The organism is Pseudomonas sp. GW823-FHT05G12 (assembly GCF_058795575.1).
The window spans coordinates 5248195-5264702 of sequence record NZ_CM179501.1 but is presented as its reverse complement, the minus strand read 5'-3'; the positions used below and the strand labels follow the sequence as shown (position 1 = coordinate 5264702).

Genomic DNA, 16508 nt, shown 5'->3' with positions numbered 1-16508 from the left:
TTCAAACGCTGCATCGATGTGGTGGGGATTTTTCATTGCGAGCTGGCCATCACTCGGTTCTGGGATATCGCTGCTAGAGCACTAACACGCTGTGTTTTCGCCCGACTGATTGGGCCCAGTTCGCAATCGTGGGTGCGAACTGGCGAGCCCTTTTGCATGAGCTCGCTGCCGTCGATCAGGAACAGAAAAATGGCTCGGGTCGGTAAGCGAGGTGGGCGCAATTTCGGCTTCGGTCGCCAGCTCAGCTATGCCGGACCGCAAGCCCTGAAAGATCTGTTTGGCGATGGCCATTTTAGTACCGTCAAAGCCCATAGCGATCGCTGGCAGGCCTTCGTGCGTTGGTGTCGATCCGATGAAGTACCGATGCTTAATGACGCGCGACAGATCGACCGCGCCATCCTCATGCGGTACGCCGCACACATACGAGAGCAGGTTAATCAGGGCAAGGTTGGCATTGCCACCGCGCAAAACCGCCTGTCCAGTGTGAACCGCACGATGGCCGCGCTGCGCGGTGATCAGTACGTCAAAATCCCCAGCCCGAGTAAGGCGCTGGGTCTTCAGCGCTCAGGTATTCGTAGTCAAGCGCCGCAGGGCCAAGACCGTGTGCAGGTCAGGCTGATTGCGCAAGCGCTGTCTGAGCATGAGCAATCGAGGGTGAGTGCCATTGTGCTCTTAGCCCGTGAGGCAGGTATGCGCCTGCGGGAGGCGATCTTGGCGGACTTGCCCCGGCTGCAGCGTGAGGCCCAACGACTGGGCAAGATCAACATCCAGGACGGCACTAAAGGTGGTCGGTCAGGCGCATCTGCACCGCGTTGGATTGCGGTCACGGATCAAGTTCGTGGCGCCCTGGATAGAGCCTGCGAGGCGTCACCCAGTGGCAGTCGGAATTTGTTGGCGCCCGACGAAAGCTACAAAGACTTCATACAGACAGTTGTGCGACCGGCTCGGGACCTCCTTCATGAGCAGGGATTGAAAGGCTTTCATGAACTGCGAGCGGCTTACGCCTGTGAGCGCTATGAGCAACTGACCGGCTTCCCTGCACCCGTTAATGGCGGTCGTGTTCATCGAAAGGAACGAGCACTCGATCAGCGAGCACGACAGCAGATCAGCCACGAGTTGGGGCATAACCGCATCGACGTGGTGAGTGCCTACATTGGAGGCAGAGCGTGACCAAGCCCTTCGATATGGCACTGTTCCTGAACGGCGTGCTGAGCGGCTCGAAGCTCACACAACAACGCCACTTACGGCAAGCCCGACTCATGCAAGCGGCTATTCAACAACGATGGCAGCGAGACAATCCCTGGACCTGGCAGCTCAAGCATGTGCGCTGGTTTTTCACTCAGCACCTGAAAGACCATTCCGACGCTACCCGGTATTACTATCGACTCACCGCTCTATTGATCTGGAAACGATTGGGGAATGACCGAGAATTGCTGATCTAACGCTCGACTCGTGAGTAGGCAGCCGTCCAGGCTCGCTTGTCCGCCGTCATCTATCTCAGCGTGGATGTTCTCTGCTGAATGAACCTGCTCGAAGAACCGCGCCGCAATGGCAAAAAAGCGACCCGGGTTGTTAGAAAGGAATCTTGTGGGCGGTTCAAATAACCGGCCAGGAATTGGACGTACTGAATGATCTGGGTCAGGTAAACCGGAACCATGATGATGAAACCGGCCACGCTGAGAACCCAGGCGTTAGGACGAACGTGGCAATTGATGAAACGTTGGAATTGTTGTTTAAAAGACCTGTTGATTACTCGTGCATGTCTTTTGTTTAGTGAGTTCTCCGTTAGAACTGACCTTAAAATGGGCCTTTTTTTAAGTTATTTTAATACGGTCATTTGAATTAAGGTCTCCGCACTATCCGGCAAAAAAGTCCCGCCGATTGGCGGGATTTTTTATGTGGCTTTTACCATCCGCCACGCTTGGCCTTGGTCGGTTCGTAGCGGCACAGCTCTTGAGGTCAAAAAAAATCAATCCGGCTGAAACGGCGACTTACTCAAAATCACCCCGGTCTCAGCCACATATTGCTGCCAATGCTCAATCAGTAGGTTGAGCTTCTCGGGTTGGCTCAATGCCAAATCATGAATCTCGCCCGGATCGCTTCCCAAATCATAAAGCTGCCAAGTCGCCGGCCCCACCGGCCCCGGGATGTAAACTGCTTTCCATTGCCCCTGACGAATCGCTCGTCGTCCAAACAGCTCCCAACCGGTGACGGTGTGTTCGTCATGCACCTGCGCCGTTTCGCCGGACAGAAACCCTAGCCACGACTTCCCACGCAATTCTGCCACTTCCTTGCCGCGCCACTGCTTGCCTGGATGACGTACCCCGGCGAGGTCAAGAATGGTTGGCGTGATGTCCATCACGGTGCCAAACCCATGGCTGATCTGTCCCGTGAGCGGCAGTTGCGGGTAGTGCACCAGCGCTGGCACCCGAATACCGCCTTCGGTGGTGAATGCCTTGAATAGCCGTGAAGGCGCAGTCGCCGTTTGCGCCCAGTTCGGTCCGTACCAAACGTAGGAGTTGGCGCGGCCGATATTATCCAGGCTGTTGTCGTAATGCTGATTGAGGTAGGTCAGCAGTTCCGGGCCGAACTTCGGAAACGCCTCCAGCAACGCACCTTCGGCGCCATTATCGGACATGAACAGGATGAAAGTGTTGTCCAGTTGCCCCTGGTTGCGCAGGTAGTCAACGACGCGACCGATGTTCCAGTCCATGCGCTCGACCATCGCCGCATACACCTCCATGGCCCGCGCGGAAATTTGCCGTTGTTGGTCGCTCAAGGCGTCCCATTGAGCGCTGAGCTGGATCAACGGATGCGGCTCGACATCCGCCTCGATCAGCCCCAGGGCCTTGAGTTTTTCCAGGCGTTCCAGGCGCAGCACTTCTGGACCTGCGTCATACCGGCCGCGATATTTCTCGACCACATCGGCAGGCGCCTGCAACGGCCAGTGCGGCGCGGAAAACGGCAGATAAGCGAAGAACGGCCGAGTCTGATCGCGCTCCTTGAGGTATTGCAGCAGCTTGTCGCCGAAGGCATCGGAGGAATAGAAATCATTCGGCAGTTCATCGATGAATAGATCGTCTTCGATGTACAACGCCGGGGTAGATTTCAGCAGGCCCGGCGTGTGTTCGTCATAGGCCGGTTCGAAACCGTAATGGTTGGCGGCGCCCGGCAGCAGCGAAAACGAACGCTCGAAACCCCGGGCATGGGGCGCCAGTTCGGCGGTCAGGCCCAGATGCCATTTGCCGCTCATCAACGTCTGGTAGCCGGCTTCGCGCAGCAGTTCAGGCAAGGCGACGACGCGGTCGTTCAGATACCCCTCGTAACCGGGTTTGCCGATCAGGTCCGGGGTCAGCGCTTCGGCCATGGTGCCGATGCCGGCAATGTGATGGTCGGTGCCGGTCAGCAGCATCGAGCGGGTCGGCGAGCAGGTGGGTGCGGTGTGAAAGTCAGTCAGGCGCAAGCCATTGTTGGCCAGGGCATCGAGGTTTGGCGTGGCAATCTCGCCGCCGAATGCGCCGATATCGGAAAAGCCCAGGTCATCGGCCAGGATCACCAGAAAGTTGGGACGTTGCGACATCAAAAATCTCCTGTTCAGCAGGCAATGAAGGACAGCGGCAGATCACGCACCTGCACCGGTTCCGGTGGTTGGTAGTGGTCGTCGCTGGTGAGTTCGTGCAGCAGTTCTTCGCGCAATTGGTGGAAGTCGAAACTGCTGCGCTGGCGTGGATGGGGCAGGGCAATGTCGACCACTTGCTTGATCCGTCCGGGACGCGGCTCCATCACCACCACGCGGTCGGCGAGGAAGATCGCTTCCTCGACATCGTGGGTGACCAGAATCGTGGTGATTTTTGCCCGTGCGCGGATCGCCAGCAGTTCGTCTTGCATCTGCTGGCGGGTCAGGGCATCAAGGGCGCCGAAGGGTTCGTCCAGTAGCAAAATCCGCGGGCTGGCCACCAGGCCGCGAGCGATCGCCACCCGTTGCGCCATGCCACCGGAGAGCTGATGCGGATAGGCGCGGGTGAAGTCGCGCAGGCCCACCAGGTCGATGAAATCACTGACGCGTTTCTGCTTTTCATCAGCGCTCAAGGGCTCGTTGACCAGCCCCAGGCCGATGTTGTCGGCCACAGTCAGCCACGGGAATAAACGGTGTTCCTGAAAGACGATGCCGCGTTCGCCACCGATGCCGGTGACGGCTTGGCCATCGACGGTGATCTGCCCGCGAAACTGCGTATCGAGGCCCACCAGCAGCCGCAGCAACGTGGATTTGCCGCAACCGCTGGAGCCGACGATGGCGACGAACTCGCCCTCGGCGATGTCCAGGTTGAATTCGCGAATGGCCTCCAGTTCAACGCCGTCGACGTCGAAGGTTTTGCTCACGTGGTTGAAGCTGACTATCGGTGCGTTCATGCGTGTCTCCAGCGGGTAGCGCGCGTTTCGAGGCGTTGGCCAATGAGGTTGAGCAGGGCACCGGTCAGGCCCACCAGCAGCATGCTGGCCATGATCAGGTCCATGCGCAGCAGTTGTTGGGCGCCGATCATCAGGCTGCCGATGCCGCCGTTGGACGGCATGAAGTATTCGGCACCGATGGTGCCGAGCCAGGCATAGATCAGGCTCAGTCTGAGCCCGGCAAAAATCCCTGGCGCGGCCCCCGGCAGCACCAGTCGGCCGAGGCGTTGTCGCAGGTTCAGGCGCAGCACTTGTGCGGCCTCGTTCAGTTGCGGCGAGAGGTGGGCGACGCTGCGTTGGGTGGCGATAAACAGCGGGAAAAATGCGGCGAGAGCAACGAACACCCACTTGGCCAGTTCCCCCAAGCCGAACCATGCGGTGAGCAGCGGTACCCAGGCGAAAATCGCGATCTGACGCAGTGCGGCGAGGGTCGGGCCGAGTACGCGTTCGCTGGTGCGCGACAGTCCCAGCAACAAGCCCAGGGCAAACCCGAGGCCACCGCCGAGCAACAGACCGCCAAGTGTGCGACCCAGGCTCAGGGCCATGCCGCTGATAAACGTGCCGTCGAGCAAACCGTTCCAGGTGGTCTCCAGCACCGCCAGCGGGCTCACCAGAATGTTGGCGTCGACCCATTGCTGATTCGTTACCAGTTGCCACAGCAGTAGTAACGCCAACGGCAGCAACCAGGGTTGCGCGCGCTGCCAGCCTTGATATTTCGGGCCACGGCGGATTTCGGCAGTGGCGGGATGCGGCCAGTGCACCAGTTTTTTGTCCAGCAGGCCGATGCCGCGATCCATGGCCACGCCGATCAACCCAATGACTACGATGCAGACGAATACGATGTCGAGCATGAACAACTGCCGGGCCCAGACCATCAGGTAGCCGATGCCTTCACTGGAGGCGAGCAGTTCGACCGCCAGCAACGAGGTCCAACCGGCGGCCAGCGCCAGGCGCACGCCGGCCATGAACGCTGGCAGAGCGGCGGGCAGCACCAGTCGGCGGATCAACAGCCGTGACGGCAGACGCAAGACCGCGGCGGCTTCACGCAGTTTGGGTTGTGCATCACGCACGCCCACCAACGTGTGCAGTGTAACCGGCACCACGATGGCCTTGATCAGCACCACCAGCTTCAACACTTCACCGATGCCGAAAAACACCATGAACAGCGGAATCCACGCCAGGGTCGGGACTTGCGCCAATCCGGCGAATGTCGGGAACACCAGGCGTTCGAGCCGACGACTGAAACCCAGCGCCGCACCGAAAATAGCCCCGGCGCTGATCCCGGCGAGCAGCCCCCAGAACAAGCGTTGCAGGCTGATCCACAGATGGCTCCACAATTCGCCTTGGGACAACTCCAGCGCACTGTTCCAGACCAGCGACGGCGCGGGCAGGATCTGCTCGCTCATCCAGTGATTGCGGCTGGCCAGCCACCACAGCGCAAACAGACTGATCGGTAACAACCACGGCAACAGTCGCTGGCTCAGGCTCGGCCACAGGCGCCGGCCGTCAAGCGGCGGCGCGGCCAGCGGCAGGGAGAGAAGGGAAACACGGGCCATGGGTGACCTCCGTTGTTGACCCTGTGGGAGCGGGCTTGCTTGCGAAAGCAGAGTGTCAGGCGCCAGCAATGTTGAATGTACTGACGCCTTAGCGAGCAAGCCCGCTCCTACAGGGTTGGTGGTGTATGCAAAATCGATCTATAAAAATAAAAATCAATACTATTGAGAGATAAGCCAAGCCATTTAAGGCCTCCAGGCCACACGCATCCAATGCATTCGAAGAATATTTTCGATGCTGGTGATGCATACCCGGCCGCGCCCCCCGCCCTGGCTGGCTTAGGTCTAAAAGATATAAAAATGTGAATTTATAGTATTTAAGTGCTGGAACCGATTAGGCCTACTTTCAGCTCATCAACGCCCGTGCCCTCAAGGAGCTGTACTCATGAATATCCCTTTCAAACGTGCCATCAGCCTGTTGGCTGTACCGGCTCTGGCGGGCTTGCTGGCTTTCACCGCCAGCGCTGCCGAACTCAAGGAAATCCGCATCGCCGTGCCCGACCTCAGCGCCGGCACTCAGCACAGCGGAGGAGGGGTGGTGGACGTGTTGCGCGACCAGCAGATTTACGAAAAAGCCTTCGCCGATCAGGGCATCAAGATCCAATGGAGTTTCTTCAAGGGCGCAGGTCCGGTAATCAATGAAGCGTTTGCCAATGGCCAGGTGGACCTGGCTTACCTCGGTGATCTGGCCGCGATCATTGGCAAGTCGAACGGCCTGGACACACGACTGCTCAGCGCCACCGCACGGGGCGTGAAGCAGTACTTGGGTGTGGTGCCGGGCTCCGGGATCAAAACGCTGCAAGACCTCAAAGGCAAACGGGTGGCGATCTTCCGTGGGACTGCAACCCAGTTGTCCTTCGATGCGGCGCTGGCCAGCCAGGGGTTGAGCGAGAAGGACGTGAAGGTCATCAACCTGGACTTCAACGGCGCCGTTGCGGCGCTGGCGGCCAAGCAGATCGATGCATCCTGGGGCAGCTCCGGGCTGACCGCGTTGCAAGCCAAAGGCCTGGCCGAGTTGCCGCTGAACACCAAGGACCTGGGCGGTGCGGGCAGTGTTCAGGCCGTGCTGGTGGGCACTGGAAAGTTTGTCGACGACAACCCCGAGGTGGTGGCGAAATTGCTCAAGGCCCAGCAGCAAGCGGTGCAATGGCTGACCCAGGACAGCAACAAGGAAGCGTACATTCAGTTGGTGTCGGGGCTGGCGAGTTACCCACCGGTGATTCTGACCCAGGATCTGCAGGATCAGAAATTGAGTGAGGTTTTTCCGTCGACCCTCGATGCAGTCTTCCTGGGCAAGTTGCAGGACGCGGTGGACTTGGCTTCGCAGCAGAAGCTGATTCGCAAGTCGTTCAAGGTAAGTGATTGGGTGGCGCCAGAGTTGGCGGCAGCAAAACTCTAGAAACCAAAAAGCTCGCAGCCTTCGGCAGCTCCATGGAGCTGTGGAGCTGCCGAAGGCTGCGAGCTTTTGCTCTTCAAACCGCCATGGCAACCTGCTGTGTATCCACCGCGACCAACATCTCAATCATCGCCCGCGCCGCCGGCGACAACCGATACCCGGTGCGACTGACAATCCCGCACCGGGCATTCATGCTTTCGATGTTCTGCGGCAGATTGCGCCAGTGCAGCAGCGCCAGCGAACCCTGGGCAATGTCCTCGACGAACGCTTCCTCTGTCCCCACGCCAATAGCATTCGATTGCAGCACGATTTTCACCAGCGCCGGGAAATGCTCAGTCTCGATGGTCGGGGAAAAGTCCTTGCGCCCGCTGAGGTTCGCCAGCAGTTTGCGAATGCCCGGTGGGATCAGGGTAGTTGCCATCGGGTAGTCGAACATGTCATTGGTCGACAGGCTTTCCTTGGCCAGGAGCGGATGCCCAGGACGGCAGAAAAATACTCCGCGCTTGGGGGTCAGGGCCTGGGTCTGGAAGTTGGGGTCGGCCTCGAAATGTCGGATGTCGGCGATGAAGAATTCGATCTCTTCGCGGCTCAGGGCACGGCTGAGTTTCTCCCAATTATCCACTTCGAAACAGGTGCGCACTTTGGGGTGCGCGTTGATGAATTGCGCCACCGCATCCGGAACCAGTTTCACCGCCGGGGCGGGTCCACAACCGAAGCGCAACTCACCGGCGTCGAGCTTGGTCATCTGCGTTACTTCGGCGCTGAGCAGCGCTGCGCCTTGCACCAGGCTCCGCGCATGTTGCAGCACAACGAGGCCTTCGGGCGTCGGGCGCAAATCCTTGTTGCCCCGATCTACAAGCACACAGCCGAACTCTTGCTCCAGCCCTTGAATGCTGCGGCTGAACGCCGGTTGAGTGATGCCCATAGCGTCCGCCGCACGGACGAAACTGCGGTGGTCGTTGAGGGCGATGAAGTAGCGCAACTGGCGAAGATCCATATGCTTTCCCGGCATCCTAAAAATAGCTCGAAGGCATTTGCGACGAAGGTTGGTTGAGGTTTTAAATGCAAGCTCTTATTCCGTCAACGAAGCATGCGAATATCTATTAGATCTAAATTGAATATAGATAGAGCGTTGTTTCGCTGCCGCTCAACCGTCAGCAGTCCGATGAGGGTCTACCCATGAGCAACGCCGCTTTCGCTGTAAAACCCGCTGTTCACGCGCTTGAAATCCATCCGGTGGCCGGTCGTATCGGCGCCGAGATTCGTGGCGTGCACCTTTCCGGTGAGCTGGATGCCGCCACCGTCGAAGCGATCCAGCAGGCGCTGGTGCAGTACAAAGTGATCTTCTTCCGCGAGCAGACCCACCTCGACGATCAGAGTCAGGAAGCCTTCGCCCACCTGCTCGGCGAACCCGTGGCGCACCCGACCGTGCCGGTACGTGATGGCACCCGTTTCCTGCTCGAACTGGACGGTGCCCAAGGCCAGCGCGCCAACTCCTGGCACACCGACGTGACCTTCGTCGACGCCTACCCGAAAGCCTCGATCCTGCGCTCGGTGGTGGCACCGGCCTTCGGTGGTGACACCGTTTGGGCCAACACCGCCACGGCTTACGACGAACTGGCGCCGGAGCTGCGTGAGCTGGCGGACAAACTCGTAGCGGTGCACAGCAACGAGTACGACTACGCGGGCGCCAAGCCGGACGTGTCAGAGGAGAAACTGGAGCGCTACCGCAAGATCTTCACCTCGACCGTTTACGAGACCGAGCATCCGGTGGTTCGCGTGCACCCGATCAGCGGGGAGAAAAGCTTGCTGCTGGGGCATTTCGTCAAGCGCATCAAGGGCTACTCCCAGGCGGATTCGGCGCACCTGTTCGGCCTGTTGCAAAGTCATGTCATCCGCCAGGAAAACACCGTGCGCTGGCGCTGGAGGGCCGCTGATGTGGCGATCTGGGACAACCGCTCCACCCAGCATTACGCGGTGGATGACTATGGCATTCAGGACCGTGTGGTGCGTCGTGTGACGCTCAAGGGTGAGGTGGCGATTGGGGTTTCGGGGCAGCGCAGTCAGACGGTGAAGGGGCCGGATATCGGCGGCGTCTGATCTGACGCCATCGCGAGCAGGCCTCGCTCCTACAGGGTTTGGGTCTGTCACGGGGATTGTGATCGATGCAAACCCAATGTGGGAACGAGCCTGCTCGCGAAGCTTTTCTACCAAACGCCGATCTGCACCATTTTCTCGGTTTCCGGCTCACCATAACGAAACCGCTGCCCACGCAAATCGATCTCCTGATGGCTGATCGTCGTCCGGCGCTTCAACCCCCGAACCCACTCGAACAGATACCCCGCATGCTCTTCTCGAATCGAGGCATACGCCGTATCCGCCCCCAGATCCTGCAACTCCTGCGGATCATTGAGCAGATCAAACAACTGCGGCCGAAAGCCGTCATACGCCAGGTATTTCCAGCGCTCGCTGCGCACCATGGTCATGCGGCAGCGATCAATCGGCTGTTGCAGCCGTTCCCGCGCCGGCGCCTGAAAGGCGTAGTCGTATTCGCTGATCGCAAAGCGGCGCCAGTCGGTTGTCACGCCGTGCAGTAGGGGAATCAGCGAGCGTCCTTCAAGTCGATGCTCGGCACCTGGCAATCCCAGCGCCTCAAGGAATGTTGGCAGTGCGTCGATGGTTTCCACCAGTCGCTCATCCACCGAGCCGCGCGTCGTATCCGCCGCCGGGCGCGGGTCGCGAACGATCAACGGAACGCCCACTGCCGGTTCCAGCAAAAACTCTTTTTCCCCGAGGTAATGGTCGCCGAGGAAGTCGCCGTGGTCGCTGGTGAACACGATCAGGGTGTCATCCCAGCGACCATTGGTTTGCAGAGAATCGAACAGCCGCCCGAGTTGGTCATCGACCTGTTTGATCAAGCCCATGTAGGTCGGGATGACGTTCAGCCGTACCTCATCCCTGGAAAAATTCAGGCTCTCTTCATGCTGGCGAAACGCGTTGTACACCGCATGATCACTGGCCTCGGCCTCGACTGCCCGCACCGGCTCGATCACCTGTTCTGCGCCATACAGCGCGTGATACGGCGCCGGGGCAATGTAGGGCCAGTGGGGCTTGATGTACGAGAGGTGCAGGCACCATGGCTGCTCACCTTGCTCGGCAATGAAGTCGAGGGCGCGGTCGGTGGTGTAGACGGTTTCCGAATGCTGATGCGGAACGCGCGCCGGCAAATGGGCGTTGCGCATTTTCCAGCCGCTGAGGATTTCGCCCTGTTCGCCTTCGGCAGCGTTGGCCCAGTCGTGCCAGGGGTTGTGCCCTTCGAAACCGAGGTCGCGGAGGTGGTGGGTGTAGGGCGCGGATTCGCGTTTGTCATCGAACAACGGATCGTCCGGGAAGATCCCGTCATGGCGGAAAAACGGCTCGAAACCGACTTCGTTTAGTACCGAAACCTGCTCGCTGAGCGGGTCGATGGCCAGCCGTTGCAAGGCATCGAGATTGGGTGTGGCGTGGGTCTTGCCGACCAGCGCGGTGCGGATGCCGTGGGGGCGCAGGTAGTCGCCGATAGTCAGTTCTTCCAGCGGCAACGGCACGGCGTTCCAGGCGACTTGATGGCTGCTGACATAGCGCCCGGTGTAGGCCGACATCCGCGACGGCCCGCAGATCGTGCCCTGGGTGTAGGCGCGGCTGAAACGCACGCCGGCGGCGGCCAGGCGATCAATGTTGGGTGTGTGCAAGTGCGGGTGGCCGTAACACGACAGGTAATCGCGGCGCAGCTGGTCGCACATGATGTACAGCACATTGCGCACGGGGTTTGGAGTGTTGGGCATGGGGTTCACCGATTGAAAGACAGGCGAGGTTTTTCGCTGCTGGAGCGGGGTCGAGGCAAGTGCGTTTGGGGAATGGTTTTTATGCAGGGGGTGCATCGGTGTCTGCGCTGACGCTATCGCAGGTAAGTCCACTCCCACAGGGATTTTCGGAGTGCTGGCAATCTGCGCCACGCCTCCGGCCCCTGTGGGAGCGGCGGTGCGACGATTCGACTTGCCCGCGAAGAGGTCCGTTCAGACTGCCAAATTCTCCAGTGAACACACCTCTTCATCTTGCGCATCAACCGCCTTAATCTGCGCAATCATCGCCTCGGCCAGCGGTGACAACCGATAGCCGGCGCGGCTGACAATCCCATAGCGGGTGTACAGCTCTTCCAGGTCATCGGCCAACCCTTCGATTTTCAAACGCACCAATTCACCCTTGGCGTTATGCAGCGCATCCGAATAGTCGCCGACGATGCCAATCGCGTCCGAACGCATCACCACGCCGAGCAGGCTGTAGCTGTTTTCGCATTCCACATTGGGCGTGAAATCCGGTCGGCCACTCAGGTCGACGATGACTTTGCGCAGGTTCGGCGGGCGGATGGTGACGGCCATCGGATAGCTCATCAACTCGGCGGCGCTGACGCTTTCACGAGCGGCCAACGGATGCCCTGCGCGGCAGCAGAAATGCCATTTGCGCGGGCGCAGGCGTTGGGTCAGGTAGTCCGGGTCGGCTTCGAACTGCCGCGTGTCGGCGACGAAAAATTCGAACTCTTCGCTGAGCAGGCGCTTGCTCAGGCTTTGCCAGTCATCCACCTGAAATTGCACCCGCGCCTTGGGGTAGCGGCCAATGAAACAGCCGATTGCCGTGGGGATCAATCCCGCCGCTGGCGCCGGGCCACAGCCGAAGCGCAACTCGCCGGCCTCCAGGCCGTTGAACTGGCTGATCTCGTTGGCCATCTGCTGCGCGCCGCTGACCAGCCGCCGCGCGTGTTCGAGCAACACTTGGCCCTGTTTGGTCGGCGCCAGATCCTTACGCCCGCGATCCACCAACTGACAACCGACGCTGTGCTCCAGCGCCTGAATGCTGCGGCTGAACGCCGACTGCGACAGGTTCACGGCCATGGCGCCCGCGACGAAGCTGCGCTGGTCGGCGAGGGCGATGAAGTGGCGAAGCTGGCGCAAGTCGATATGCATTTTTCACATTAAAAATATCGGGGAAATGCATTGGCTATGCATTAGGTCGTTTCCTTATAAAGGCAATCTCTTATGCAGTAAATATTTGTAAAAACATAAATAAATAACTTTAAAGAATATGCGCTGCTGAAAAGTCGCTGTGTGTTTTTTGCCCAGGAGCCGCCTCATGAGTCCGTTGAATCTTGCGTCACCTCTCACACCCCGACGGCTCAAACGCCTGCCTCTGGCCCTGTTGCTGGCGGGGTGCGCCAGTTGGACCCAAGGCTATGCGGCCGAGACCACTTCCCCGGAAGAGGCGCCGGCCAATACCGCGTCGGGCCAAACCAAGGCCGATGGCGCTCAGCTGGAAACGGTGACCGTCACCACCCGCCGTCGCGAGGAAAGTTCGCAGGATGTACCGACCCCGATGAGCGTGGTCAGCGGCCAGGTGCTGGAAACCCAGCGGGTGTATCGCATCCAGGATTTGCAGCAGTTGGTGCCCAGCGTCAACGTCGCCTACATGCACGCGCGCCAGTCCAGCGTGTCGATCCGTGGCCTGGGCAACAACCCGGCCAGCGATGGCCTGGAAGGCAGCGTCGGGCTGTACATCGACAACGTTTACCTCGGCCGGCCGGGCATGGCGGTGTTCGACTTGATGGACATCGAGCAACTGGAAGTGCTGCGCGGCCCGCAAGGCACGTTGTTCGGCAAGAACACCACCGCTGGCGTGATCAACATCAGCACGCGGGCGCCGTCATTTACGTCGGAACGCAGCATCGAAACCTCGGTGGGCGAGGACGGTTACTTCCAGACCAAGGGCACGATTTCGGGGCCGTTGAATGACGAACTCGCCGGGCGCTTTTCCGCGTACCGCACCCGCAGCGACGGCGACATCAAGAACGAATATGACGGCCATGACTTGAACGGAGGCTCGCGCGATGGCTTCCGTGGCCAGTTGCTGTTCAAGCCGAACGAGTCGTTCAACCTGCGCTGGATCGGCGATTACAACGAAGAGGATTCCAGCGCCGGCACCCGTGTGCTGTACAACACCGGGCCGACCATCAATGGCCTCAACCTCTACCAGGCCCGGGCCACTGCGGCGGGGGCCACGCTGGTCAATGGCACGCATCGCAAGGTCAACCTGAACAACGATCAGCACGTCACCGTGCACCAGGGCGGCACGTCGGTCGAGGCCAACTGGACGCTGCCGAGCGACTTCACCCTAACCTCGATCAGCTCCTATCGCTGGTGGAATTTCATCCCGCGTAACGATGACGGCCTGAATGTCTCGGCGGCATACAACGCAGGGGTCTCTGTAGAAGACAAACAGTACTCCCAGGAATTTCGCCTGGCCTCGCCCACTGGCGGCTTCTTCGATTACGTGCTCGGCGCCTATTACTTCGGCAACGACCTGGACAACAAATCCTTCGCCTATTACGGCCCGCAGGCGGACATCTGGAACGGTACGCCCGCGGGCGCGCTGGCCAACGTCACCAGCATCGGCAAAGGCCACATCGAAACCGACAGCTTCGCGCTGTTTGCCCAAGGCACCTGGCACCTTACCGAGCGACTGGACTTCACCGCCGGTGTGCGTGGCACTTATGAAGAGAAAAACGCCTGGGTCACCCGCAATGCGCCAGTGGGTGGTGCAGCGGTGAGCGGTGCGGCCGCTACTGCAAGACGCGGGCGCGCCGGGGCTTACGACTCCGGCGATTTGAATCAGTACAGTTCCAGCCCTTCGGGTTTGTTGAACCTCAGCTACCACTTCACCGATAACCTGCTCGGCTACGCCACATTGTCCCACGGTGAGAAATCCGGTGGGGTGAACCTGGCCGTCGGCACCGCCCCGGTCGCCGGCGCCGACTCGCTGCTGATTGGCACCGAGCGCGCCAACAACGCCGAACTCGGTTTCAAAAGCACGCTCTGGGACCGTCGCCTGCAGCTCAATGCCAACGTGTTCTGGACCCAGGTCAACGGCTATCAAACCAACGCCTACGACGACGTCAACCGCGTGCAATACCTGACCAATGCCGGCTCGGTGCGTTCGCGTGGCGTTGAGTTCGACAGCTCGCTGATCCCGCTGCGCGGCCTGACCCTGAACATCAACGGCTCGTACAACGACGTCAGCTACCTCTCGTACAAAGATGCGCCGTGCCCACCGGAAGTCAGCCTGGCGCCGGGCGCTCCGGCCTCTTGCGATCTCACCGGCCACCAGGTGGTCGGCGCTTCGAAATGGATCGGCAACGCCAATGGCGAATACAAATGGAACCTGAGTAACGGCTTCGAAGAGTACGTCACCGCCAGCTACGCGTTCCGCTCCAAAGCAGTGGGTACGGTTGAGGATTCCGACTTCGGCCAGATCCCGAGTTACGCCGTCGTCAATCTGTCCACCGGTCTGCGCGGCGACTTCAAGCAGGGTCAGTGGGACGTCTCGCTGTGGCTGAAAAACGCCTTTGATAAAACCTACTACACGACTCTCTGGACCGGTTCCAACGGCGGTTACGAGGGCTTGCTCGGCACACCACGGACCCTGGGCGTGACCGGTCGTTACGACTTCTGATCTGACATTCAAGGAGCACCATCATGTTGAGCATCAAAGCGGCTATATCCGTGTTGTTGTCCGGCGTAGTAGTCAGTGCCGGAGCCCTTGCGGCGCCTAGCGTTTACCCCACCGGTGTCACTCGCTACGATCCGGCGAAGGCCTTCAACCAGTACGTGATTTTCAGCGGCGCCGACAAACAGACGCACCTGATCGACATGAACGGCAACGACGTGAAAACCTGGCCGCTGGCCGGTTTTCCTTCGGCGATCATCGATCCGAAACTGGTGGGTGGTGAGCGCGGTCATGTATTGCTGCAACTGAGTGATAAGGACCCCGGCAAACTCGGTTCGGCCGGCAATGGTCTGGGCAATCAGAGCGTCGGCGAGCTGGACTGGAACGGCAAAGTGGTCTGGCAATGGGGCGACAAGGCACCCGGCGGAGCCGCGCAGCAGCACCACGACCAGCGTCGTTTGAGCAACGGCAACACCGTGGTGCTGGCGAACAAGGTGCACAAGGTTGCCGGGTTCAAAGTGCCCGAAGTCATCGACGACGCCATCTACGAAGTCAGCCCCAAGGGCGAGGTCAAATGGCAGTGGCTGGCGTCTGAGCACCTCGATGAATTCGGCTTTACCCCAGAGCAACTGAAACTGGTGCACGCCAGTGACAACCCGGACTACCTGCACATCAATAACCTCAGTCTCGTGGGGCCGAACAAGTGGTTTGACGCGGGCGACAAACGCTTCAGCCCGGACAACCTGCTGATCGATTCGCGCAACGCCAACTTCATCGCAATCATCGACAAGCTCAGCGGCAAAGTGGTTTGGCGCCTCGGCCCGAACCTGCCGCTGATCCACCCTAAAACTGCGCAAAAACTGCCGCGTCCGGTGGATCAGTTCGTCGGTCAGCATGACGCCCACATCATTCCCGCCGGCCTGCCGGGCGCAGGCAATCTGCTGGTGTTCGATAACCAGGGCTCGGCGGGTTATCCGTCGGTCACTCTGGGGCTGATTTCCGGCTCGCGGGTGTTGGAAATCGACCCGCTGAAAAACGAGATCGTCTGGCAATACAGCGCCGCCAACTCGAAACAACCAGGCTGGGCGTTCTACAGCTCATTCATCAGCAGCGCCCGACGCTTGCCCAACGGCAATACGTTGATCGATGAAGGCATGAACGGACGGTTTTTCCAGGTGACGGCCAGCGGTGAAAACGTCTGGGAATACGTCAGCCCTTATCTGGGCAAGGCGCCGGGCAGCGATGCCATCAGCAATTGGGTCTACCGCGCCCTGCCGGTGAGTTACGACTGGGTGCCGAAAGGTACGCCGCGCTCGGAAACGGCGGTGATCGCGCCGGAACTTGGTGTGCCGCAGACGAGTGCCAGTCGCTGATCCGCGTCGCTGGCGCGCCGAAAACGATGCCCTCCTGGAATATTTTCAATGCCCAAAAAGCATGTGGTTTCGATCACCTGGCCGGAGCCCTTACGGGGTAAGGCTTGCAGCGAATCGGGTGGTTTGTATATTCGTTTTAGGTCTAGCTTCAATAATAAAAATAACTTTCAGGGATAAGCGTCTAGCTCAATGATTAACCCATCG

General features: G+C 59.8%; 12 protein-coding genes. 6 read left to right on the top strand and 6 right to left on the bottom strand.

Going from position 1 to position 16508, the window contains the following annotated elements:
• The first annotated feature begins 189 nt into the window (after window positions 1–189).
• Together AC3RCM_RS24035 and AC3RCM_RS24030 are read left to right on the top strand one after the other, a co-directional pair.
• The gene (locus AC3RCM_RS24035; RefSeq protein ID WP_492629700.1) at window positions 190–1170 is read left to right on the top strand and encodes an integrase domain-containing protein; all 981 of its coding nucleotides are present in this window, start codon (window positions 190–192) and stop codon (window positions 1168–1170) included.
• Entirely contained in the window at window positions 1167–1442 is a 276-nt protein-coding gene (locus tag AC3RCM_RS24030) for a hypothetical protein (protein WP_492629203.1), read from the top strand. The genes AC3RCM_RS24035 and AC3RCM_RS24030 overlap by 4 nt, the downstream gene beginning before the upstream one ends.
• A gap of 527 nt (window positions 1443–1969) precedes the next feature.
• Here the strand turns inward: AC3RCM_RS24030 and AC3RCM_RS24025 are convergent.
• The 3 genes from AC3RCM_RS24025 to AC3RCM_RS24015 are packed head-to-tail and all read right to left on the bottom strand — an operon-like array spanning window position 1970 to window position 6005.
• Entirely contained in the window at window positions 1970–3580 is a 1611-nt protein-coding gene (locus AC3RCM_RS24025) for an arylsulfatase (protein ID WP_492629202.1), read from the bottom strand.
• Window positions 3581–3594: 14 nt separating this feature from the next.
• On the bottom strand, window positions 3595–4410 hold the full coding sequence (locus AC3RCM_RS24020) for an ABC transporter ATP-binding protein (protein WP_492629201.1): 816 nt from the start codon (window positions 4408–4410) through the stop codon (window positions 3595–3597).
• A complete protein-coding gene (locus AC3RCM_RS24015; RefSeq protein WP_492629200.1) occupies window positions 4407–6005 on the bottom strand; it encodes an ABC transporter permease in 1599 nt (532 codons plus the stop codon). The genes AC3RCM_RS24020 and AC3RCM_RS24015 overlap by 4 nt, the downstream gene beginning before the upstream one ends.
• Before the next feature lie 382 nt (window positions 6006–6387).
• On the opposite strand from AC3RCM_RS24015, the gene AC3RCM_RS24010 reads away from it, so the two are divergent.
• Window positions 6388–7401, top strand: coding sequence for an ABC transporter substrate-binding protein (locus AC3RCM_RS24010; protein ID WP_492629199.1), 1014 nt, complete (start codon window positions 6388–6390; stop codon window positions 7399–7401).
• A gap of 73 nt (window positions 7402–7474) precedes the next feature.
• Here AC3RCM_RS24010 and AC3RCM_RS24005 read toward each other — a convergent pair whose 3' ends face one another.
• Window positions 7475–8395: a LysR family transcriptional regulator gene (locus AC3RCM_RS24005; RefSeq protein ID WP_492629198.1), complete on the bottom strand. Its 921-nt coding sequence runs from the start codon at window positions 8393–8395 to the stop codon at window positions 7475–7477.
• Between the two features lie 182 nt (window positions 8396–8577).
• Here AC3RCM_RS24005 and AC3RCM_RS24000 point away from each other — a divergent pair, with 182 nt between their 5' ends.
• On the top strand, window positions 8578–9498 hold the full coding sequence (locus AC3RCM_RS24000; RefSeq protein WP_492629197.1) for a TauD/TfdA dioxygenase family protein: 921 nt from the start codon (window positions 8578–8580) through the stop codon (window positions 9496–9498).
• A 107-nt stretch (window positions 9499–9605) separates the two neighbouring features.
• Here the strand turns inward: AC3RCM_RS24000 and AC3RCM_RS23995 are convergent, their stop codons facing one another.
• A complete protein-coding gene (locus tag AC3RCM_RS23995) occupies window positions 9606–11222 on the bottom strand; it encodes an alkaline phosphatase family protein (protein ID WP_492629196.1) in 1617 nt (538 codons plus the stop codon).
• 231 nt (window positions 11223–11453) lie between these two features.
• Entirely contained in the window at window positions 11454–12398 is a 945-nt protein-coding gene (locus AC3RCM_RS23990) for a LysR family transcriptional regulator (protein ID WP_492629195.1), read from the bottom strand.
• A 166-nt stretch (window positions 12399–12564) separates the two neighbouring features.
• Here AC3RCM_RS23990 and AC3RCM_RS23985 point away from each other — a divergent pair, with 166 nt between their 5' ends.
• Together AC3RCM_RS23985 and AC3RCM_RS23980 are read left to right on the top strand one after the other, a co-directional pair.
• Complete coding sequence (locus AC3RCM_RS23985; RefSeq protein WP_492629194.1) at window positions 12565–14937, top strand: TonB-dependent receptor; 2373 nt, start codon at window positions 12565–12567, stop codon at window positions 14935–14937.
• Between the two features lie 23 nt (window positions 14938–14960).
• Window positions 14961–16304 (top strand): aryl-sulfate sulfotransferase, encoded by a 1344-nt coding sequence (locus AC3RCM_RS23980; RefSeq protein WP_492629193.1) that lies wholly within the window; start codon window positions 14961–14963, stop codon window positions 16302–16304.
• Window positions 16305–16508 lie beyond the last annotated feature (204 nt).